The sequence below is a fragment of the Streptomyces sp. NPDC006512 genome, from assembly GCF_040611935.1.
Taxonomy (GTDB): Bacteria; Actinomycetota; Actinomycetes; order Streptomycetales; family Streptomycetaceae; genus Streptomyces.
In genome coordinates, this window is the sequence record NZ_JBEXPG010000045.1 from 42578 (window position 1) to 63815 (window position 21238).

The 21238-nt window shown below is 73.1% G+C and carries 18 protein-coding genes; 6 read left to right on the top strand and 12 right to left on the bottom strand.

The features are described from left to right. Nucleotides 1-60 precede the first annotated feature (60 nt). The 6 genes from whiA to ABZZ17_RS27835 form a co-directional block, all read right to left on the bottom strand. The gene (whiA, locus tag ABZZ17_RS27810) at nt 61-1056 is read right to left on the bottom strand and encodes a DNA-binding protein WhiA (protein WP_356879736.1); all 996 of its coding nucleotides are present in this window, start codon (nt 1054-1056) and stop codon (nt 61-63) included. Beyond that, on the bottom strand, nt 1047-2111 hold the full coding sequence (gene yvcK, locus ABZZ17_RS27815; protein WP_356879738.1) for a uridine diphosphate-N-acetylglucosamine-binding protein YvcK: 1065 nt from the start codon (nt 2109-2111) through the stop codon (nt 1047-1049). The genes whiA and yvcK overlap by 10 nt, the downstream gene beginning before the upstream one ends. Continuing rightward, a complete protein-coding gene (gene rapZ, locus ABZZ17_RS27820) occupies nt 2108-3067 on the bottom strand; it encodes an RNase adapter RapZ (RefSeq protein ID WP_356879740.1) in 960 nt (319 codons plus the stop codon). The genes yvcK and rapZ overlap by 4 nt, the downstream gene beginning before the upstream one ends. Beyond that, nucleotides 3064-5133 (bottom strand): excinuclease ABC subunit UvrC, encoded by a 2070-nt coding sequence (gene uvrC / locus ABZZ17_RS27825; protein WP_356879742.1) that lies wholly within the window; start codon nt 5131-5133, stop codon nt 3064-3066. Before uvrC ends, rapZ begins: the two co-directional genes overlap by 4 nt. A 185-nt stretch (nt 5134-5318) precedes the next feature. Beyond that, entirely contained in the window at nt 5319-6116 is a 798-nt protein-coding gene (locus ABZZ17_RS27830; RefSeq protein ID WP_356879788.1) for a hypothetical protein, read from the bottom strand. Between the two features lie 5 nt (nt 6117-6121). After that, complete coding sequence (locus ABZZ17_RS27835) at nt 6122-6730, bottom strand: papain-like cysteine protease family protein (RefSeq protein WP_356879744.1); 609 nt, start codon at nt 6728-6730, stop codon at nt 6122-6124. A 253-nt stretch (nt 6731-6983) separates the two neighbouring features. Here ABZZ17_RS27835 and ABZZ17_RS27840 point away from each other — a divergent pair, with 253 nt between their 5' ends. Then, a complete protein-coding gene (locus ABZZ17_RS27840) occupies nt 6984-7943 on the top strand; it encodes a hypothetical protein (protein WP_356879746.1) in 960 nt (319 codons plus the stop codon). A gap of 87 nt (nt 7944-8030) precedes the next feature. On the opposite strand, the gene ABZZ17_RS27845 is transcribed toward ABZZ17_RS27840, so the two are convergent. Continuing rightward, entirely contained in the window at nt 8031-8462 is a 432-nt protein-coding gene (locus ABZZ17_RS27845) for a Rieske (2Fe-2S) protein (RefSeq protein WP_356879748.1), read from the bottom strand. 134 nt (nt 8463-8596) lie between these two features. Here ABZZ17_RS27845 and ABZZ17_RS27850 point away from each other — a divergent pair, with 134 nt between their 5' ends. Next, entirely contained in the window at nt 8597-9481 is an 885-nt protein-coding gene (locus ABZZ17_RS27850; RefSeq protein WP_356879750.1) for a carbohydrate kinase, read from the top strand. Here ABZZ17_RS27850 and ABZZ17_RS27855 read toward each other — a convergent pair. Beyond that, entirely contained in the window at nt 9471-10076 is a 606-nt protein-coding gene (locus ABZZ17_RS27855; protein ID WP_356879752.1) for a helix-turn-helix domain-containing protein, read from the bottom strand. The genes ABZZ17_RS27850 and ABZZ17_RS27855 overlap by 11 nt on opposite strands. A gap of 101 nt (nt 10077-10177) precedes the next feature. On the opposite strand from ABZZ17_RS27855, the gene ABZZ17_RS27860 reads away from it, so the two are divergent. Beyond that, complete coding sequence (locus tag ABZZ17_RS27860) at nt 10178-10828, top strand: NAD(P)H-binding protein (protein WP_356879754.1); 651 nt, start codon at nt 10178-10180, stop codon at nt 10826-10828. 255 nt (nt 10829-11083) lie between these two features. Here ABZZ17_RS27860 and uvrA read toward each other — a convergent pair whose 3' ends face one another. Next, on the bottom strand, nt 11084-14128 hold the full coding sequence (gene uvrA, locus ABZZ17_RS27865; RefSeq protein WP_356879756.1) for an excinuclease ABC subunit UvrA: 3045 nt from the start codon (nt 14126-14128) through the stop codon (nt 11084-11086). A gap of 186 nt (nt 14129-14314) precedes the next feature. Here uvrA and ABZZ17_RS27870 point away from each other — a divergent pair, with 186 nt between their 5' ends. The 3 genes from ABZZ17_RS27870 to ABZZ17_RS27880 all read left to right on the top strand — a co-directional run bounded on the left by ABZZ17_RS27870 (nt 14315) and on the right by ABZZ17_RS27880 (nt 17261). Further along, the gene (locus ABZZ17_RS27870; RefSeq protein WP_356879758.1) at nt 14315-15007 is read left to right on the top strand and encodes a maleylpyruvate isomerase family mycothiol-dependent enzyme; all 693 of its coding nucleotides are present in this window, start codon (nt 14315-14317) and stop codon (nt 15005-15007) included. Between the two features lie 41 nt (nt 15008-15048). Then, on the top strand, nt 15049-15705 hold the full coding sequence (locus ABZZ17_RS27875; RefSeq protein ID WP_356879760.1) for an MBL fold metallo-hydrolase: 657 nt from the start codon (nt 15049-15051) through the stop codon (nt 15703-15705). A 233-nt stretch (nt 15706-15938) separates the two neighbouring features. After that, nucleotides 15939-17261: an MFS transporter gene (locus tag ABZZ17_RS27880; protein WP_356879790.1), complete on the top strand. Its 1323-nt coding sequence runs from the start codon at nt 15939-15941 to the stop codon at nt 17259-17261. Nucleotides 17262-17277: 16 nt separating this feature from the next. Here the strand turns inward: ABZZ17_RS27880 and ABZZ17_RS27885 are convergent, their stop codons facing one another. From ABZZ17_RS27885 to ABZZ17_RS27895, 3 genes are all read right to left on the bottom strand, one after another. Continuing rightward, on the bottom strand, nt 17278-18267 hold the full coding sequence (locus ABZZ17_RS27885; protein WP_356879762.1) for a TerC family protein: 990 nt from the start codon (nt 18265-18267) through the stop codon (nt 17278-17280). A 251-nt stretch (nt 18268-18518) separates the two neighbouring features. Continuing rightward, the gene (locus tag ABZZ17_RS27890) at nt 18519-20528 is read right to left on the bottom strand and encodes a TerD family protein (RefSeq protein WP_356879764.1); all 2010 of its coding nucleotides are present in this window, start codon (nt 20526-20528) and stop codon (nt 18519-18521) included. A gap of 84 nt (nt 20529-20612) precedes the next feature. Next, entirely contained in the window at nt 20613-21191 is a 579-nt protein-coding gene (locus ABZZ17_RS27895; protein WP_329103171.1) for a TerD family protein, read from the bottom strand. Nucleotides 21192-21238 lie beyond the last annotated feature (47 nt).

Genomic DNA, 21238 nt, shown 5'->3' on the forward strand with positions numbered 1-21238 from the left:
CCGCGAAGGGCCCGCACGGGTGAGCGTGCGGGCCCCTGTCGGCGTACGGGTGCGGCCGGGTCAGCCGGCCATGTTGTCGGCCAGTTCCTCGCTGAGGTCGAGGTTGCACTCGGTGCCCGGGATGCCGAGGTCCTGGGCCCGCTTGTCGGCCATGGCGAGCAGGCGGCGGATCCGGCCCGCGACCGCGTCCTTGGTCAGCGGCGGGTCGGCCAGTGCGCCGAGCTCCTCCAGGGAGGCCTGCTTGTGCTCCATGCGCAGCCGGCCGGCCGCGGCGAGGTGCTCGGGGACCTCCTCGCCGAGGATCTCCAGCGCGCGCTGCACGCGGGCTCCGGCGGCCACCGCGGCCCGCGCCGAGCGGCGCAGGTTGGCGTCGTCGAAGTTGGCGAGGCGGTTCGCGGTGGCGCGGACCTCCCGGCGCATCCGGCGCTCCTCCCAGGCCAGCACCGATTCGTGGGCGCCGAGGCGGGTCAGCAGGGCGCCGATCGCGTCGCCGTCGCGGACCACGACCCGGTCCACACCGCGCACCTCGCGCGCCTTGGCGGCGATGGAGAGCCGTCGGGCGGCGCCGACCAGGGCCAGGGCGGCCTCCGGTCCGGGGCAGGTGACCTCCAGGGAGGAGGACCGGCCCGGCTCGGTGAGGGAGCCGTGAGCCAGGAAGGCGCCGCGCCAGGCCGCCTCCGCGTCACAGGTGGCCCCCGAGACCACCTGCGGGGGCAGACCCCGGATGGGGCGGCCGCGGCCGTCCACGAGGCCGGTCTGGCGTGCCAGCTGGTCGCCGCCCGCCACGACCCGGACGACGAAGCGGCTGCCCCGGCGCAGACCGCCCGGGGCCATCACGACCAGGTCCGAGGAGTGTCCGAAGATCTCCAGGATGTCCTTGCGCAGCCGGCGGGCGGCGATCCCGGTGTCCAGTTCCGCCTCGATGACGATGCGGCCGCTCACCAGGTGCAGCCCGCCCGCGAACCGAAGAATCGCCGAAACCTCCGCCTTCCTGCAGCAGGTCCGGGTGACGGGCAGGCGGGAGATCTCATCCTTCACCGCGGGCGTCATCGCCATGGGCCGATCCTTCCATGCATCCGAAAAATACGGTCGTACGCGGCGGCCAGCAGCTCCGGGTCGTGTTTCGGAGAGCCGTCCTGTCGGGCCACCGGCGCCAGCTCGACCGCGGCACCGAACCGTTTTGCGGCATCGGAGAGGGACTCGCGGTCGGGCACGGCGGCCTCGTCGGCCAGCACCACGTCCAGGGCGAGTTTAGGGGCGTGTCGGGCCAAAACCTCCAAATGACGCTGCGGAGAGAAGCCTTCTGTTTCGCCGGGCTGCGGTGCGAGGTTCAGCGACAGGACGCGCCGCGCCTTCGTCTGGACCAGCGCGTCGAGCAGTTCCGGCACCAGCAGGTGCGGGATGACGGAGGAGAACCAGGACCCCGGACCGAGGACCACCCAGTCGGCGTCGAGCACCGCGGCGACGGCCTCGGGCACCGCCGGCGGGTCCCTCGGCACGACCTGGACGGAGAGCACCTCACCGGGGGTGAGGGCCACCGTGGCCTGTCCCCGGACGGTGTCGACGTCCTCCGGGCGGGCCGGATCGTGCCCCTTGACGAGCGCCTGGAGTTCCAGCGGCACCGCCGACATCGGCAGGACGCGGCCCTGCGCGCCCAGCAGTTTCCCGACCAGGTCGAGGGCCTGGACGGGGTCCCCGAGCTGTTCCCACAGGGCGACGATCAGCAGGTTGCCGACGGCGTGCTCGTGCAGGTCGCCGCGCGACTGGAAGCGGTGCTGGATGACGCGGGACCAGGTCTGGCCCCACTCGTCGTCCCCGCACAGCGCGGCCAGGGCCTTGCGCAGGTCGCCGGGCGGCAGGACGCCGAGCTCCTCCCGGAGCCGGCCGCTGGAGCCGCCGTCGTCGGCGACGGTGACCACCGCGGTGAGCTCACCGGTGATCCGGCGCAGCGCGGCGAGGGAGGCCGACAGCCCCATGCCGCCGCCGAGGGCGACGACCTTGGGGGCGACCACCTTGGGTGCCGCGCCGCGGCGGCCGGTGCGGCCCGCGCCCTCCTCGCCCCTGGGGGCGAGGCGGCGCAGGCGGCGCAGCCGCAGGGTCCGTCCGGTCACTCGCGCCCCATGTCCCGGTGGACGACGACGGTCTCGACTCCCTCGGAGGCGAGGCGGGCGGCGAGCTTCTCGGACATGGCCACGCTGCGGTGCTTGCCGCCCGTGCAGCCGACCGCGATGGTCACGTACCGCTTGCCCTCGCGGCGGTAGCCGGTGGCGATGAGCTGGAGCAGCTCGGTGTAGCGGTCGAGGAACTCCTTGGCGCCGGGCTGGCTGAAGACGTAGCCCGACACCTCCTCGTTGAGCCCGGTGAAGGGGCGCAGCTCCGGGACCCAGTGCGGGTTGGGGATGAAGCGGCAGTCGACGACGAGGTCCGCGTCGACGGGGAGGCCGTACTTGTAGCCGAAGGACATGACGGTGGCCCGCAGCTCGGGCTCCTCGTCGCCGGCGAACTGGGCGTCCATCTTGGCGCGCAGTTCGTGGACGTTCAGGCTGGAGGTGTCGATGACCAGGTCGGCGTCGCCGCGCAGCTCGCGCAGCAGGTCGCGCTCGGCGGCGATGCCGTCGGTGATGCGGCCGTCGCCCTGGAGGGGGTGCGGGCGGCGGACCGACTCGAAGCGGCGGACCAGGGCGTCGTCGGAGGACTCCAGGAAGACGATGCGCCGGGTGACGCCCTTGCTGTCGAGGTCCGAGAGGGACTCGCGCAGCGCGTCGAAGAACTGCCGGCCCCGGACGTCGACGACGACGGCGATGCGCGCCACGTTGCCCTGGGAGCGGGCGCCGAGCTCCACCATGGTGGGGATCAGCGCGGGCGGCAGGTTGTCGACGACGAACCAGCCGAGGTCCTCCAGGCACTTGGCCGCCGTACTGCGGCCGGCTCCGGACATGCCGGAGATGATCACCAGCTCGGGGATGGCCGCCTCGGCGTTGTCGCCGGGCTCCACGGTCGTGCCCGTACTCACCTGTGCTCCGTCTCGGTCGTGCTCGGTCTTGCGTTCGGACTCGTGCTCGGTCATTGCTCGGTCCCCCGTTCGGACGATGCTCCCGCTGGCGCGGGGGTCTCGTCCTCCATGATCTCTCCTGTCGCCGTGTTGACGGCAGGACCAGCGGGAACCGCCTGGGCGAGGGCCGCGGCCACGGTCTCGGCCGTCTTGCGGCCTATGCCCGGGACCTCGCAGATCTGGTCGATTGTCGCCTGTCTCAGCTTCTTCACCGAACCGAAGTGTTTGATCAAGGCCTGCTTGCGGCTCTCGCCGAGGCCGGACACCTCGTCCAGCGGCCCGGACCGCAGCCGCTTGCCGCGCTTGCTGCGCTGGTACTGGATGGCGAACCGGTGGGCTTCGTCACGGACCCGCTGGAGCAGGTACAGACCCTCGCTGGTGCGGGGCAGGACGACGGGGTCGTCCTCTCCGGGCAGCCAGACCTCTTCCAGGCGCTTGGCCAGGCCGCACACGGCCACGTCGTCGACGCCGAGCTCTTCCAGGGCCCGCTTGGCGGCGGCGACCTGCGGCTGACCGCCGTCGACCACGACCAGCTGCGGCGGGTAGGCGAACCGCTTGGGCCGGCCGTCGTCCTCGGCGGGGACCTCGCCGCCCCGCAGGGCCTCGGTGTCCTCGGCGTGCCCGGCGTGCTCGGCGGTCTCGGCGTTCCGGGCGTCCTCGGGGGACCACTCCCCCGTCTTCAGCTTCTCCTGGAGGTAGCGGCGGAAGCGGCGGGAGACGACCTCGTGCATGGAGCGGACGTCGTCCTGCCCCTCGAAGGACTTGATCTGGAAGCGGCGGTATTCGCTCTTGCGGGCGAGTCCGTCCTCGAAGACGACCATGGAGGCCACGACGTCGTCGCCCTGGAGGTGGGAGATGTCGAAGCACTCGATGCGCAGCGGGGCGCTGTCCAGTTCCAGCGCCTCGGCGATCTCCTCCAGGGCCCGGGAGCGGGTGGTGAGGTCGCCGGCCCGCTTGGTCTTGTGGAGGGCGAGGGACTGCTGGGCGTTGCGGTGGACGGTCTCCATGAGGGCCTTCTTGTCGCCGCGCTGCGGGATGCGCAGGCTGACCAGCGAGCCGCGCCGCTCGGCGAGCCACAGGGCCAGCGCCGGGGTGTCCTCGGGGAGCGCCGGGACGAGCACCTCCTTGGGGACGGCCTCGCCCTGCTCCTCCCCGTAGAGCTGCTGGAGGGCGTGCTCGACGAGTCCGGCGGTGTCCACGGCCTCGACCTTGTCGGTGACCCAGCCGCGCTGGCCGCGGACGCGGCCGCCGCGGACGTGGAAGATCTGCACGGCGGCTTCGAGCTCGTCCTCGGCGACGGCGATCAGGTCGGCGTCGGTGGCGTCGGCGAGGACGACGGCGTTCTTCTCCATGGCCCGGCGCAGGGCCCCCATGTCGTCGCGCAGGCGGGCCGCCTTCTCGTACTCCATCTCCTCGGCCGCCTCGTGCATCTGCTGTTCGAGGCGGGAGAGGTAGGTGCCGGTGCGGCCGGCCATGAAGTCGCAGAAGTCCTCGGCGAGTTCGCGGTGCTCCTCGGGGGTGACCCGGCCCACGCAGGGCGCGGAGCACTTGCCGATGTAGCCGAGCAGGCAGGGCCGGCCGATCTGCGCGGACCGCTTGAACACACCCGCGGAGCAGGTCCGTACCGGGAACACCCGGAGCATCAGGTCGACGGTCTCGCGGATGGCCCAGGCGTGCCCGTACGGGCCGAAGTAGCGCACGCCCTTCTTCTTGGGGCCGCGCATCACCTGGACGCGGGGGTACTCCTCGTTCATGGTCACGGCGAGGGAGGGGTAGCTCTTGTCGTCCCGGTACTTGACGTTGAACCGGGGGTCGAACTCCTTGATCCAGGAGTATTCGAGCTGGAGCGCCTCGACCTCGGTGGAGACCACGGTCCACTCGACGGAGGCGGCGGTGGTGACCATCGTGGCGGTGCGGGGGTGCAGGCCTGCGACGTCCTGGAAGTAGCTGGCCAGGCGTTGGCGCAGGCTCTTGGCCTTCCCGACGTAGATCACCCGGCGGTGCTCGTCGCGGAACTTGTAGACCCCCGGGGAGTCGGGGACCTGCCCAGGCTTGGGGCGGTAGCTGGAAGGGTCGGCCATGCCGCCCACCCTACTGTCGCGCACCGACAACCGGCCGTACCCGCCGCCTCCGGCACCTCCCCGGGCCCGCCCCGACGACGTCCGCCGCCCCGGCCGCGACAGGGCGGGGCGGCGCGGGGCGGGCCCGAGCCGGAGGGCCCGGCCCCTGAAGCGGAGCCGGACCCTGCGGGCGGGGAGGCGGGTGGTCAGGGCCGGCGGGCCGCCGGGCTCCGGCGGCGCAGCACCAGCACCCCCGCTCCGGCCAGCGCGAGCGCCCCCGCTCCGGCCCCGGCCAGCAGGCCGACCGGCGCTCCCGACGCGGGCGGGGCCGGCTCCGCGAAGCCGCCCGCCGCGCCCCGCCGGGCGTACGCGGAGCCGGGAAGCTTGTCCCCGTACGCCTGCGTCACGCGGACCCGGTACGCGGCGAGGCTGGTCCCCCCGGCGCCGACGGCCCGCTCCGCGTCCTCGTCCAGCGGCAGGACCCGCCCGCCGGCGGCGACGTACCAGGCGTCGGTCTGGGGTTCCCGGAACACGGTGCCGCCGGGGAGTCTGGCCGCGCCGAGCCCGGCGTAGCGGAATTCGTCGTCGCCGGTGGCGATGTTCACCACCTGCCAGCCGGTCTCCGTCTTCGCGGTCCACAGGGCGGCCTGCTGGCCGTCGGAGGAGACCGCCTTGGTGGCGAGGAACTCCAGGCGGGCGACGTCCGCGCCGGACTTGCCGGCGACGAAGTCCGGGGAGAGGTGGTGGACGGGTACGGTCTCGCCCTCGATCCGGGGCTGCGCCGCGGTGAGCGACACCTTGCCCTCGCGGGAGAAGAACCGGGAGAGGGTGGCCAGGGTTTCGGGCGCGGCGGCCGCCTCCCGGGCCTGCGCCGTGGTCTCGGCGGTGGCGGTCCGCGGCTGCGGGACGGGTGCGGCGGCGGCCTGTCCGCCGAGGGTGAGTACGGCGGTGGCGGCGAGGGCCGCGACGGCGGCGCGGCGCGCGGCCCGGGGTGCGGGGGTCATGGCTGTCACGCCCCGATCCGGTAGAGGGAGTGGGTCCAGGAGAAGGTGCCGTTGTCGACGTACCAGGCGTGGGAGGCCCAGTTGTAGCGGTCGCTGGAGGGCCAGGGGTCGCCCCAGTAGACCCAGCTGCTGGCGGTGTCGTAGCCGTAGATCACGTGCATGTGGCCGCCGCCGTTGGACCACTGGATGCGGGTCTCGACGGGCCTGTTGGCGTTGATCTCGGTCTGGACGGTGGAGTACTGGAGCCAGCCGGTGACGTAGCTGCCGGAGTTGACTCCGGCCCAGCGCAGGCCGGTCTGGACGTTGCCGAGGGTGGCCTGGTTGTTGGGGCACTCGGTGCCCTGCTGGCGGTTGAAGGCGGCGTTGCAGAACTGGTTCTGGCTGTAGCCGCGGCCGAACCAGGTGGCGATGGTGTTGCCGCCCGCGGCCCAGCACCAGTTGGTCTTCTGCTGGGCCTGCATCGTGATGTTCAGGCGCTTGGAGGCGAGGGCGGCATTCGCGGTGTCGGTGCCCGCACCGACGGCGGCGGCGGTGCCGGAGCCGGTGGGCAGCAGGACGAGGAGCAGGGCGGAGACGAAGGCGGCGAGGGGTAACCGCCTGGTTCTGTTGCGCATCGCGTTCCTCCCGAGGTGGGGACCCGAGGTGGGAAGTGGGGGGATGTGGGGGGGGTGGAGGAGCGCGTCCGGACGCTGTGGAGGAGCATCAGGGTGTTGTCGCGATCAGGTCAACACGCTTCAATACGCGGTGACGTCGCGGTGTGAACGGTGGGGCTGCGGTGTGAACGGTTGACTTCGTTCCACCTGGTCTCCCCGGCCCCGCCGGCCGGCCCCCACGTCGGCTGATGTGAACGTTCACAGAGGAGTCGCCATGCGGCCGACCGGCGACCAGGCGGGCAGGGCGGGCGGGCCGGGAACGGCGGAGATCGGCCAATTGCTGCGCGGCGGTCCCTTCCACCTCGCCCTGCGCGCGGCGCTGGCCGCGCGCGGGCTGCCCCTGCACCGGGTACAGCACCGGCTCGCCGCGCGCGGCATCAAGGTCGGGGTCACGAGCCTCAGTTACTGGCAGCAGGGCGCCCGCAGGCCCCGGCACCCGGAATCCCTGCGGGCCGTCTCCGCGCTGGAGCAGATCCTGGAGCTGCCGGACGGCGCCCTGCTGCGGCTGCTGGGCACCCCGGAGGGCCCCATCGGCCCGGCCCGGCCGGCGGCCCGCTCGTACCGGGCGCTGGTGAGCGTCGGCGCGGCGGTGGAGCAGCTGCTGGACGGGATGGAACTCCCGGCGGACGGCGGGCTGCACTCGGTCGGGCACCACGAGCGGGTCCGCATCGGGGCGGCGGGCGAGCTGCGCCGCCGCGCCTCGCAGCAGATCGTCCGCGCGCACCGCGACGGGGTGGACCGGTACCTGGCCGTCCACCACGGGGATCCGGGCTGCGACGCCGCCCGCGTGGAGGTCCGGGCCCACGAGAACTGCCGGACGGGCCGGATCCGCTGCCACCCGGAGGCCGGGGTGGTGGTGGCGGAGCTCCTGTTCGACGCCCGGCTGCGGCGCGGGGACACGTACGTCTTCGGCTACGGCATCGAGGACGGCACGGGGGCGCGGAGCACGGAGTACGTGCGCGGGTTCAGCTACGCGGGCGGCCAGTACATGCTCCAGGTCCGCTTCGACGGGGCGGCGCTGCCCGTGCGCTGCCGCCGGTTCGCGCGGACCGGCCCGCTGGCCCCCCGCACCGGGCTGGCCGACCTGACGCCGAGCGGCCGCCACCGGTCCGTCCACCTGGTGGAGCAGGGGGTCCGGCGCGGGATCCTCGGGATCGCCTGGGACTGGGAGTAGCCGACGGGCCCGTACGGCGCGGCCCGGATCGCGAGGGCCGGGAGCCGGGGGACGGGCGGGGGGCCGGGCGGACGGGCGGGGGTTCGCTCAGCCCGCGATGAGCTTGCCGTTCTCCGCCTTGACCGGGACGGCGGGCAGCGGGGCGGTGGCCGGGCCGCGCAGGACCTCGCCCGTGCCGAGGTCGAAGCGGCTGCCGTGGCAGGGGCAGTTGCCCTGACCTTCGACGATCTTGTCGAGGACGCAGCCGGCGTGCGTGCACTGCGCGCTGAACGCCTTGTACTGGCCCTCCGCCGGGCAGCTGACGACGACCTTGCGCTCCCGGAACAGCTTCGCGCCGCCGACCGGGACGGCGGCCGCCTCGCCCAGCTCGACCGGCTCCGTCGGCACGGCGGGGCTGCCGTAGCCGCTGTTGGTTTCGGTGGAGCACGCCGACAGGGCCGCTCCGGCGCCGACGGCCCCGGCGAGCGCGGCGGCGCCCTTGAGGACGGTACGGCGGGCGGCGGACTGTGACGCGGACATGCGGTTCTCCTGGCGCGAGGGCCGGGCCGCGGGGCGGGCCCGGTGGGGGGCGGGGCCCGGCAGGCCCGTCGCGAGGGAGGCCCTGGGCGGGCCCACCCGACGATACCGGGGCCCGATGGGATACCTTCCCCCGCGTGATCGTCGTCGGTGGAGAAGCCCTGATCGACCTCGTGCCCGTCGCGCAGCCGCCGGGCGCCCTGTTGCCGCGGCCCGGCGGGGGGCCGTACAACACCGCGCTGGCGCTCGGCCGGCTCGGTGCGAGCGCCGCCTTCTGCTCCCGGGTGTCCACGGACGGCTTCGGGGAGGGCCTCCTCGCCGGGCTGCGCGCCGCCGGGGTGGACCTCTCGCTCGTGCAGCGCGGGCCGGAGCCCACCACCCTGGCCGTGCCCTCGCTGGCCCCGGACGGCTCGGCCGCGTACCGCTTCTACGTCGAGGGGACCGCCGACCGGCTCTTCACCCTGCCGACCGCGCTGCCGGCCGGCGTACGGGCCCTCGCGCTCGGCACCTGCTCGCTCGTGCTGGAGCCCGGCGCGAGCGCGTACGAGGCCCTCCTGCGGCGGGAGTCGCGGCGCGGCCTGCTCACCCTGATGGACCCCAACATCCGCCCGGCGCTGATCTCCGACCCGGCGGCCTACCGCAAGCGCTTCCTCGGCCGGCTGCCGTACGTGTCGGTGCTGAAGCTGTCCGAGGAGGACGCGGATTGGCTCGGCGGGCGGCCCGCCGACTGGCTCGCGGCGGGGCCGTCGGCCGTGGTGCTCACCCGGGGCTCGGCCGGGCTGACGGTGTGGACGGCCGGGGGCGCCGAGCACAGCGCGGCGGCCAGCCCGGTCACCGTCGCCGACACCATCGGCGCGGGCGACACCGTGAACGCGGCGCTGCTGCACCGGCTCGTGGGGACGGACCCCGCCCGCGCCGACTGGCCGGACCTGCTGGCGTACGCCGCCCGCGCGGCGGCGCTCACCTGCACCCGGGCCGGCGCCGAGCCGCCCTACGCGGCCGAGCTGGACCTCAGCCGATAGCGGCCCACACGGTGCGGGCGACGGCGGGGGCGAACTCCTCGACCGGCTGGACCACTTCGGCGCCGGAGAAGTGCAGGAAGAAGGCCCGCTGGAAGCAGGCGCCGAGGAGCAGCGCGGCTGCGGCGCCGGGGTCGGCGCCGGGCCGCAGGCGGCCTTCGGCGAGGTCGCGGCGCAGCTTCTCGGTCAGGGCCTCCAGCACCAGGTGCGGGCCCGCGCCGATCTTCTGGACGCCCTCGCGGTGGCGGGTGAGCAGGGCTGGCTCGGCGAAGAGCGAGGCCGCCATCGGGATGGCGTCCGCGTAGAAGAGCGAGGCGTTGCGGGCGATGCCGGTCAGGGCCTCTTCGACGGTGTGCTCCCCCGGGTCGGCGGCCAGCGCGGCCATGAGCGGCCCGGCGTTGGGGGTGCGCTCCATCAGCACGCGCACGAAGAGCTCCTCCTTGTTGGCGTAGTGCTTGTAGAGCGCGGCCTCCGAGCAGCCCGCCTCGCGGGCGATGGCCTTGGTGGTGGTGTTGGCGAGGCCGATGGTGCGCATGAGGCTCTCGGCGGCGTCCAGGAGCCGCTCGGGGGTGGGACGGCTTGACGTGGCGGCGGGCATGCGCTCACCCTAGTGGACAGAGGGGTGAGTGAATACTCACCCACCCCCGCTGGAACCATCTACCCGCACGGGAAGCATCCGTACAGACACAGGGGTCCACGATGAAGCTCACGGTGTTCGGAGCAACCGGCGGCGTCGGCCGCGAGGTCGTCCGTCAGGCGCTCGCCGCAGGCCACGAGGTGACCGCGGTCGTGCGCGACCCCGCCCGGCTGGGCGTGCCCGCGCACGAGCGCCTGCACGTGGCCGTGGTGGCCGACCTGACCGACGAGACGGCCCTGGCGCCCGTCGTGGCGGGCCGGGACGCGGTGGTGTCGGCGCTGGGCGCCGCGAACAACAAGCAGGCACGGCTCACCCCCGTCGCGGGGCCCGCGCTCGCCGCCGTCCTGGCCGTGATGGAGCGGACCGGGGTCAGCCGGCTGTCGGCGATCAGCGCGGCGCCGCTGGGGCCCGACTGCCCCGAGGACGGGGCACTGCTGCGGGTGGCGGTCTACCCGCTGCTGCGGCGGGCCCTGCGCGACCTGTACGCGGACCTCGCGGTCATGGAGGCCGCGATCGGCGCGAGCCGCACCGAGTGGACGGTGATCCGCCCGCCCCGGCTGCTCGACCGGCCCCGCACCGGCACCTACCGGCGCGCCCTCGACGCCAACGTGCCGGGCGGGAAGCACATCGCCCGCGCGGACGTCGCGGACGCCCTCCTGACGACCCTGACCGACCCCTCCACGGTCGGCCACGCGGTGGGCGTGGCCGCCTGAGCGGCCGGAGCGGCCGGAGCCATGGGAGCCCCCGGGGCGCCCTGCGGCCGCCCGCCCTCCCGGGCCCGGCCGGGGACTACCCCGCGGCTCCCTGCCGGCCCGGGACCGCCGCGCCGCGCCCGCGCCTCCGCCGGGCAGGGCGGGCGGCCCCGACCCGACCCGGCACGCCGCACGGGGCGGGGCCCGGCCGTTGATGGCCGGGCCCCGCTCCGTGACGCGTACTGGCGGCGCGGCGCCCCGCCCTCTCGGCGTGCCCTACGCCTTGCGGGCGCGCGTCGCCTTCTTCGCCGGAGCGGAAGCGGCCTGCTTCGCGGCCGCCGCCGTCTTGGCCGCCGTCGTCTTGCCCGCCGCCGTCTTCTTCGCCGCCGTCTTCTTCGCCGGGGCCGCCTTCTTCGCGGCCGCCGTCGTCTTCTTCGCCGGCCGGGCCGGAGCGGCCGGGGCCGTCGCGTCGGACACCCGGTCCGCGCCCAGGATGTCCCTCAGGAACTTGCCCGTGTGGCTCGTGCTCACCGACGCGACCTGCTCCGGGGTGCCCTCCGCGACGACGAGGCCACCGCCGTAACCACCCTCGGGACCCATGTCCACGACCCAGTCCGCGGTCTTGATGACGTCCAGGTTGTGCTCGATGACGATCACCGAGTTCCCCTTGTCGACCAGACCCGACAGCACCTTGATCAGCTTCGAGATGTCCTCGAAGTGCAGACCGGTCGTCGGCTCGTCCAGGACGTACACCGTCCGGCCCGTCGAGCGCTTCTGGAGCTCGGACGCCAGCTTGACGCGCTGCGCCTCACCGCCCGACAGGGTCGGCGCGGACTGGCCGAGCCGGACGTACCCGAGACCGACCTCGTTGAGCGTCTTGAGGTGGCGCGCGATGGTCGGCACCGCCTCGAAGAAGCCCAGCGCCTCCTCGATCGGCATGTTCAGGACCTCGGCGATGGACTTGCCCTTGTAGTGGACCTCCAGCGTCTCCCGGTTGTACCGGTCGCCGTGGCACACCTCGCACGGGACGTACACGTCCGGCAGGAAGTTCATCTCGATCTTGATCGTGCCGTCGCCGGAGCAGTTCTCGCACCGGCCGCCCTTGACGTTGAAGGAGAAGCGGCCCGGCAGGTAGCCGCGGACCTTCGCCTCCATCGTCTCCGCGAAGAGCTTGCGCACGTGGTCGAAGACACCGGTGTACGTCGCCGGGTTGGACCGCGGGGTCCGGCCGATCGGCGACTGGTCGACGTGGACGACCTTGTCGACCAGGTCGTCGCCCTCGACCCGCGTGTGCCGGCCCGGCACGGACCGGGCGCCGTTCAGCTCGCGGGCCAGGTGCGTGTACAGGATGTCGTTGACCAGGGTGGACTTGCCGGAGCCGGAGACACCGGTGACCGCGGTGAGCACGCCCAGCGGGAAGGACACGTCGATGTCCCGCAGGTTGTTCTCCTTGGCGCCGTGAACGGTCAGCTTGCGCTCCCCGTTCACGGGGCGGCGTACGTCCGGGAGCGGGATGGACCGCTTGCCCGACAGGTACTGCCCGGTCATCGACTCGGGGTTCTTCAGCAGGTCCTTCAGCGAACCGCTGTGGACCACCTTGCCGCCGTGCTCGCCCGCACCCGGGCCGATGTCGACGACCCAGTCGGCCACCTTGATGGTGTCCTCGTCGTGCTCGACGACGATCAGGGTGTTGCCCATGTCCCGGAGCCGCACCAGCGTCTCGATGAGCCGGTGGTTGTCCCGCTGGTGCAGGCCGATCGACGGCTCGTCCAGCACGTAGAGCACGCCGACCAGGCCGGAGCCGATCTGCGTGGCCAGCCGGATGCGCTGGGCCTCGCCGCCCGACAGGGTGCCGGCGGCACGGTTCAGCGAGAGGTAGTCCAGTCCGACGTCCACGAGGAAGCGCAGCCGCTCGTTGACCTCCTTGAGGACCCGCTCGGCGATCTTCTTGTCGCGGGCGTCGAGCCGCATCTGGCCGAGGAAGTCCGCGCACTCGCTGATCGACATCGCGGCGACCTCGGCGATGGACTTCTCCATCACCGTCACCGCGAGCACGATCGGCTTGAGGCGCGTGCCCTCACAGGTCGGGCAGGGCACCTCGCGCATGTAGCCCTCGAAGCGCTCGCGGCTGGCGTCGCTCTCGGACTCCGCGTGCCGGCGCTTGACGAACGGCACCGCGCCCTCGAAGGCGGTCGTGTACGCGCGCTCCCGCCCGTACCGGTTGCGGTAACGCACCTCGATCTGCGTCTTGTGCCCGTAGAGCAGGGCCTTCTTCGCGCGCAGCGGCAGCCCGGCCCAGGCGATGTCCGTACGGAAGCCGAGCTCTCCGGCGAGCGCGCCGATCAGCCGCTGGAAGTAGTCCTTGGTGTGGCCGAGCGACCACGGGGAGACCGCGCCCTCATCGAGGGACTTGTCCTCGTCCGGAACGATCAGCTCCGGGTCCACTTCCATGCGCGTGCCGATGCCGGTGCACTCGGGGCAGGCGCCGAAGGGGGAGTTGAAGGAGAAGGAGCGGGGCTCCAGTTCCTCGAAGGAGAGGTCGTCGTACGGGCAGTAGAGGTGCTCCGAGTACATCCGCTCGCGCTCGGGGTCGTCCTCGGCGAGGTCGACGAAGTCCAGGATCACCATGCCGCCGGAGAGGCCGAGGGCGGTCTCGACGGAGTCCGTCAGCCGGCGCTTGGCGCCGTCCTTGACGGTGAGGCGGTCGATGACCACCTCGATGGTGTGCTTCTCCTGCTTCTTCAGCGTGGGCGGCTCGGAGAGCTGGACGGTCACCCCGTCCACCCTGGCCCGGCTGTAGCCCTTGGTCTGGAGGTCGGAGAACAGGTCGACGAACTCGCCCTTGCGCTCGCGGACCAGCGGGGACAGCACCTGGAAGCGGCTGCCCTCGGGCAGCGCGAGCACCTTGTCGACGATCGCCTGCGGCGACTGCCGCGAGATCGGACGGCGGCACTCGGGGCAGTGGGGCTTGCCGATGCGGGCGAAGAGCAGGCGGAGGTAGTCGTAGACCTCCGTGATGGTGCCGACGGTGGAGCGCGGGTTGCGCGAGGTCGACTTCTGGTCGATCGAGACGGCCGGGGAGAGGCCCTCGATGAAGTCGACGTCGGGCTTGTCCATCTGCCCGAGGAACTGGCGGGCGTACGACGAGAGCGACTCGACGTAGCGGCGCTGCCCCTCGGCGAAGATCGTGTCGAAGGCCAGGGAGGACTTCCCCGACCCGGAGAGGCCGGTGAAGACGATGAGCGAATCGCGGGGGAGGTCGAGCGAGACGTTCTTGAGGTTGTGCTCGCGAGCGCCACGAACGATGAGACGGTCGGTCACGCCGGTCCGCACCTTTCTTGAGAGAGCGGGGGCACGGCCCCCGTCCCAGGGTATGGGGGACGCCGCTGCGATGGACTTGGTCGATGGACTTCCGAGCGTATAGCACGCACATTCGATTTACGGCACTCGGAAGACCGCTTCACCCGATCGTGTGGCGGCGGATCCGGGCCCACTAGGCTCGGTTCCATGACTGATCATGTGCACGACCTGCGATCTGTACGTGAAGCCACGGACCGGCTGCTGACCGCGGTCGCGAAACTGGACAACGCCGCCCTCGCCGAGGAGTCACACCTCCCCGGCTGGACCCGTGGCCACATCCTGGCCCACCTCGCGCGCAACGCGGACGCCCTGGTGAACGTCTTCGAGGCGCGCCCGATGTACGAGAGCGCCGAAGCGCGCGACGCGGACATCGCACGCGACGCCGGCCGGTCCCTGGAAGAACACCTGACGGACCTCCGTGATTCCGGGGCCCGCTTCCTCGCCACCACCGAACCCGACCAGGACTGGTCCCGCACCGTCGAGCTGCGCAACGGCGTCACCGATCTCGCCGCCAACGTGCCCTTCCGCCGCCTCGTCGAGGTCGAGCTGCACCACGTGGACCTGAACGTCGGCTACGAGCTCCACGACCTGCCGGAGGAGTTCACCGACCGCGAGATCGCCTTCCTCGCCGACCGCTGGTCCGGCCGCCCGGACGTCCCGCCGGTCACGCTCACGGCGCACGGCGGCCCCGTCTGGCACACCGGCGGCCCGCAGGGCACCCCGGTCACCCTGAGCGGCCCCAAGGACGAGCTCCTGGGCTGGCTGGCCGGCCGCGGCCGCAAGGGCGCCCGCCTCTCCGTCGAGGCCGGCGACGGCCTCCCCGAGCTCCCCGCCCTGTAGGACCCCGCCGTCACCGGCACGCACCCCTCTAGGATCGAGACATGACGTACAGCGGAGCGGTCAAAGTCGGCGGTCCGGCCGACGTGCACGAACTCGCGGACCTGATGATCTCCAAGGTCGCGGTGGGTTCGATGAACAACAACGCCTACCTCCTGCGCTGCCGGGCCACCGGCGCGCAGCTGCTGATCGACGCGGCCGCGGAAGCGGACACGCTGCTCAGCCTGATCGGCGACGACGGCATCGAGTCCGTCGTCACCACCCACCGGCACGGCGACCACTGGGGCGCGCTCGCGGACGTGGTCGAGGCGACGGGTGCGCGGACGTACGCCGGCGCCCACGACGCGGAGGGCATCCCGGTCGGCACGGACGTCCTCGTCGAGGACGGCGACACCATCCGGGTCGGCCGCGTCGAGCTGACCGCGCGGCACCTGGTCGGGCACACGCCCGGCTCGATCGCGCTGGTCTACGACGACCCGCACGGGCACCCGCACGTGTTCACCGGCGACTGCCTCTTCCCGGGCGGCGTCGGCAACACGTGGGGGGACGCGCAGGCCTTCGTCCAGCTGCTCGACGACGTCCAGCACAAGCTCTTCGAGCGGCTGCCGGACGAGGCGTGGGTCTACCCGGGCCACGGGAACGACACGACGATCGGTGCCGAGCGGCCGCACCTGGCCGAGTGGCGCGAGCGCGGCTGGTAACGCCCGGCCGCAGCGCGTGGGCGTCGTCCGTGGGTGTCGTGCGCGGCCGTAGTGCGCGGCCCGCACGGCCCGGCCGTCAACACCGCGGGGGGCCGTGCACTCCTTCCGGTCGATGATGTCCGAACGCCTGTCCTGGGGGTGTGGGTTGGGGTAGTTGCTGCACCATGCGACAGCACCCCTCCCCGCTCCCCTCCCCCCGTCCAGCTCCCGCACCCGTTCCCGCTCCGCCCTCGATGCTCCGGCTCGCCTCGGCCGCCCTCGCCGGGACCGCCATCGAGTTCTACGACTTCTTCGTCTACGGCACGGCCGCCGCCCTGGTCCTCGGGCCGCTCTTCTTCCCGTCCTTCTCGCCGCTCGCCGGGACCCTCGCCGCGTTCGCCACCTTCGGCGTCGGCTTCCTGGCCCGCCCCCTGGGCTCCGCCGTCTTCGGCCACATCGGCGACCGCTACGGGCGCCGCCCGGTCCTGCTCGGCTCGCTGCTCCTCACCGGCCTCGCCACGGTGGCCGTCGGCTGCGTGCCCTCGTACGCCTCGATCGGCATCGCCGCGCCCCTCCTGCTGGTTCTGCTGCGGTTCCTCCAGGGGTTCGGGCTCGGCGGCGAATGGGGCGGAGCGGCGCTGCTGACCGCCGAGCACGCCCCCGAGCGGCGGCGCGGGCTGTGGTCGAGCTTCCCGCAGATCGGCCCGGCCGTGGGCTTCCTGGCGGCCAACGGCCTGGTGCTGGTCCTGTCGGGCTCCCTGACCGACGCGGAGTTCGCCGCCTGGGGCTGGCGGGTGCCGTTCTGGGCGGCCGGGCTGCTGGCCCTGGCCGGGCTGTGGCTGCGGCGCTCGGTCGAGGAGACCCCGGAGTTCCGTGCGCTCGCCGAGAGCGGCCGGCGGGCCGAGGCCCCGTTCGCCGAGGTCGTACGCGGCCACTGGCGGCTGCTCCTGCTGACCGGCGGGGCGCTCGCGATCGCGTACGCCGTCTTCTACGCGGTCACGACGTGGGCCCTGGCCTACGCGACGGCGGCCCTGGGCGTGGACCGCACGGTGATGCTGGGCTGCGTGATGGCGGCGGTCCTGGTGATGGGGCTGGCGACCCCGGTGCTGGCGGTGCTCGGCGACCGCTGGGGCCGGCGGCCGCTGTGTCTGGCCGGCTGCGCGGCCTGCCTGGTGTGGATGCTGCCGTTCGTGGCCCTGCTGCGGACGGCGGACCCGCTGCTGATGACCCTGGGGTGCACGGTCGCGCTGGTGGGGATGGTGACGATGTTCGCGGTGGTGGGCGCGTACCTGCCCGAGCTGTACGCCCCGCGGATCCGGTGCACGGGCGCCGCCGTCGGCTACAACCTGGGCGGGGTGCTGGGCGGGGCGCTGACGCCCGTCGTGGCGACGGCCCTGGCCGAGGGTTCGGGTCCGCCGTGGGGCGTGGCGGCGTACCTGACCGCGATCGCGGTCGTGAGTCTGGGCTGCTTCGCCCTGCTGCCGGAGACGAACCCGGCGGTGACGGGCGTACGCGCCGACGCCGGGGCGCACGCGGACACGGATGCGGGGGCGGCCGAAGCGGCCGCCCCCGCGTAGCCCCGAAGGGCCGTGGTCACGCGTCGACGCTCTCGCTCTCCGGGCCGGCGGCGGCTTCGGCCGCCGCCTGCTTCTTCGAGGCGATCAGACTGGTGATCGTGGTGATCACCAGGACGCCGCAGATGACGCCCAGGGAGACCGGGATGGAGATCTGCGGGACGTGCACCCCGGACTCGTGCAGGGCGTGCAGCACCAGCTTGACGCCGATGAAGCCCAGGATGACGGACAGGCCGTAGCTGAGGTGGACCAGCTTCTTGAGCAGGCCGCCGATGAGGAAGTACAGCTGGCGCAGACCCATGAGGGCGAAGGCGTTGGCGGTGAAGACGATGTACGGGTCCTGGGTGAGGCCGAAGATCGCGGGGATCGAGTCCAGGGCGAACAGCACGTCGGTGGTGCCGATGGCGAGCATCACGATCATGAGGGGGGTCATGATGCGCTTGCCGTTGTTCAGGATGAAGAGCTTGGTGCCGTGGTACTGGTCGGCGACGCCGAACTTCTTCTCGACGGACTTGAGGAGACGGTTCTCCTCGAACTCCTCGTCCTCCTCGTCCTTGCGGGCTTCCTGGATCAGCTTCCACGCGGTGTAGATCAGGAACGCGCCGAAGATGTAGAAGACCCAGGAGAAGCTGGCGATGATCGCGGCGCCGGCCGCGATGAAGATCGCGCGCAGTACCAGGGCGATCAGGACGCCCACGAGCAGCACGCGCTGCTGGAGGTGGGACGGCACCGCGAACTTCGCCATGATCAGGACGAAGACGAAGAGGTTGTCGACGCTCAGGGACTTCTCGGTGATGAAGCCGGCGAAGAACTCCTGCGAGGCCTGCCCGCTCCCGAAGAACCAGAGGCCGAGGCCGAAGAGCGCGGCGAGGACGATCCAGACGACCGTCCAGATGCCCGCTTCCTTGATCGAAACGTCATGCGGTTTGCGGCCGATGAAGAAATCGGCGCCGATGAGCAGGGAGAGACCCAGAATGGTCGCGACCCAAAGGGCCCAGGAAACTTCCACGGTGAACACGCCTCCGGCGGATGGCTCAGCACTTCGTCAGCGTCATCGCTGCCGGAGGTCTCTTCCACCCGGGCGGCCTGGAGGCCGTGGGCCGACGCCCCGGGACCGGCCGCGTTGGTGAAAAACCGCAGTGGTCCGTATTGACGGGCACGCCGTAGCAGGAAAGCAGGAATACTCCCCTCCGCACGCACCAGAGTACCCGTCGACCCCCGAGAAGGTAAAGGGAATCCCAAAGACTGGTCAGTGACTGGTCATCGACCGCTCCGCCGGGCCCGCGCTATGCGCTCCAGCGCCTGGTCCAGGACCCGGCTGCCCTGCGGGGGCAGATCGGGCTCGAAGGTCCAGGCGTGCTGCACCCACGGGTCGGCCAGGTGGTTGTCCGGTACCGGCGACAGCCGCATCAGCGAGCGCCACAGCGGGTCCAGGAGCGGCCCGTACGCCGAGGCCTCGTCACGGTCCGCGACCATCAGCAGGTGCACGCCCACGGCCGGGCCCTCGTCGGCCAGGTAGCGCAGCTGGGTGACGGCACGGTCGTCGAAGCCGTGGGGGAAGTCGTGGACGACGAGCAGCTGCTCGGCCCGGTCCACGTCCGCCGGCAGTTCCTCCGGCGCTCCGGCGCGCAGGGCCATCTGTACGAGGTCCACCCGCCGGGTCAGGTCCGCGAGCGTCCGGGTCACCCCGGCGGCTCCGGCGGCGGGCGGCGAGGCCAGGACACCGGCGCGCACCAGCGGGGCCAGTGCGGCGGCGCCCGCCCCGGCGGCGTCGATGACGTGGACGGACAGGCGGCCCGCCGGCTGGACGGCGAGCAGCCGCACGGCATGCGCGACGGCCATGTCCATGGCGGCGCGGCGCAGCCGGTCGGTGTCCATCGCCATGGCGGCCTCGGAGCCGGTGCGGCCGTTGTCGATCCACAGTCCGCGCTCCAGCGGGAACCGCATCAGCATGGGGATCCGCAGGTCGGGCCGCTCGGGCAGGCTCAGGTCGCCGAGGCGCAGGGCCAGCGGGGCCTCCTCCGGGGCGACCTGGCCGTGCCAGACCGGGTTGTCCCAGCGGGCGTACGCGGCGGGCAGCGCCGGTTCGACCACCTCGGCCTCGGCGGTCAGCTGGACCAGGTTCCGGTCGAGGACGGCCCGGGCCTGGGCGACGAGCTCCTCGCGGCGGGCCCGGGCGGTGTCGCGGGCGGCGTTGCCGGAGCCGCCGAGGCGGTGGCGGGGGTCGGACAGGGCGTCGTCGAGCTCGCGGTCCAGCCGGGAGTCGGCGAAGTCGACGGCACTGCGGTAGGCGGCGACGGTACGGGCCAGGTCCTCGAACATGCCCCAGACCTGGTTGTAGAGCCGCTCCTCCATGGACCAGCCGCTGGCGTCGCCCGCGACGGGGCGCGGCGGCTGTCCGGGCCCGGCGGCCGGGGCGGGGCGGGGCGCGGGCTCGGGCGGCTCCGTGCTGGTGCGGCGCCTTCGCGGGTGGGCGTAGTCGATGGTGGGCGGGCCGCCGGCGGTGTCCCCGGGGGCGGGGGCGGGGCCGGGCGTTCCCGCGTACGGGACCCCGGAGACGGGGATCGGCTCGGGCGGTTCGGGCGCGGGTGTGACGGACTGCGGGACGGCGTCCTGCGGCCCGGAGTCCGGGCGGGCCGGGTCCTGGTGGCCGGTGTCCCCGAGCGCGTGCGCGTCCCGTACCTGGGTCGGCATGGTGGCGAGCGTGCGGTCGGCGTCGGCGAGCGGCGGGACGGCCCCCAGCGCGGCGGCGGCCAGGGCGGCGGCCTCCGGTCCGGCCAGTCCGCCGTCGGTGAGCAGGGCGGGGAGGCCGGTGGCGTAGCCCTGGCCGACGGCCCGGACCTTCCAGGCGCCCTGGCGCCGGTACAGCTCCACGGCCACGACGGCCGTCTCGGCGTCGAGGTCGGTCAGGGTGAAGCAGGCCAGTTCGGGCCCGCCCTCGGCGGCGACCGCCACGTACGGGGCCGGGACCGCGCCGAAGCGGACCGCTCCGCCGGGCGGGAGCACGAGCACGACGCCGATCCGGTGGACGCCGGCCGCGACCGCGTCGAGGTCGACGGCGAGGGCGTGCCGGTCGGCGACGTCCCCGGGTGCCCGCAGCCCTGGGAGGGCCGGGGAGCCGGCGTGGGCCAGCGCCCCCGGGCCGGTGAACCGGCCCTGCTCGTCGGCGAGCGTGGCCAGGGCCAGTACGGGCGCGCCCGCCGAGACCCTGACCTCCACCCGGCTGTGGGACACGGGGTGGTTCTGCCCCCGGACCAGTTCGGCCGTCATCGTGCAGCCCCTCCCCCGTGCCTTCTTCTCTTCTGCTGTTCCGTGCTGCTCGCGGTACCGCTTCCGGTACCGCTGTCCGTCCTGTTACAGGTGCGGCAGGATCGCCGGCATCAGGTCCTGGAAGGTCCGGCCGTTGGCCGGGTTGCCGAGGGCCGTCATCTGCCAGCCGCTGCCGACCCGGGACACCTTCGCCATGATCTGCGCGGTGTACTGGCCGCCGCCGTCGAGGGTGTAACGGGCCAGTTCCTGGCCGTTGGTCTCGTCGACGATGCGGCAGAACGCGTTCTGCACTTCCTGGAAGGTCTGGCCGGTGAACGAGTTCACCGTGAAGACGATCTGGTCGATGTGCACGGGCACGCGCTGGAGGTCGACGAGGATGGCCTCGTCGTCCCCGCCCTGCCCGACGCCGCCGACGAGGTTGTCACCGGTGTGCCGGACCGAGCCGTCGTCGCTCTGAAGGTGCCGGAAGAACACCACGTCGACGGGCTGCTTGTCGGCGAAGAGCACCGCCGACGCGTCCAGGTCGATCTCCCGGGTCCGCGAGCCGAACAGTCCGCGGCGCTTGGCCGCCTGCCAGCCGAGGCCCATGCGGACCGCGGTCAGCGTGCCGCCGTCCGCCTTCTGCAGACTGATGGCCTGACCCTTGGTCATGTTGACCGTCACGCGCTGTCCCCTCTCCATAGCCCGCCCCGATAACGGGTGCGCAGCGT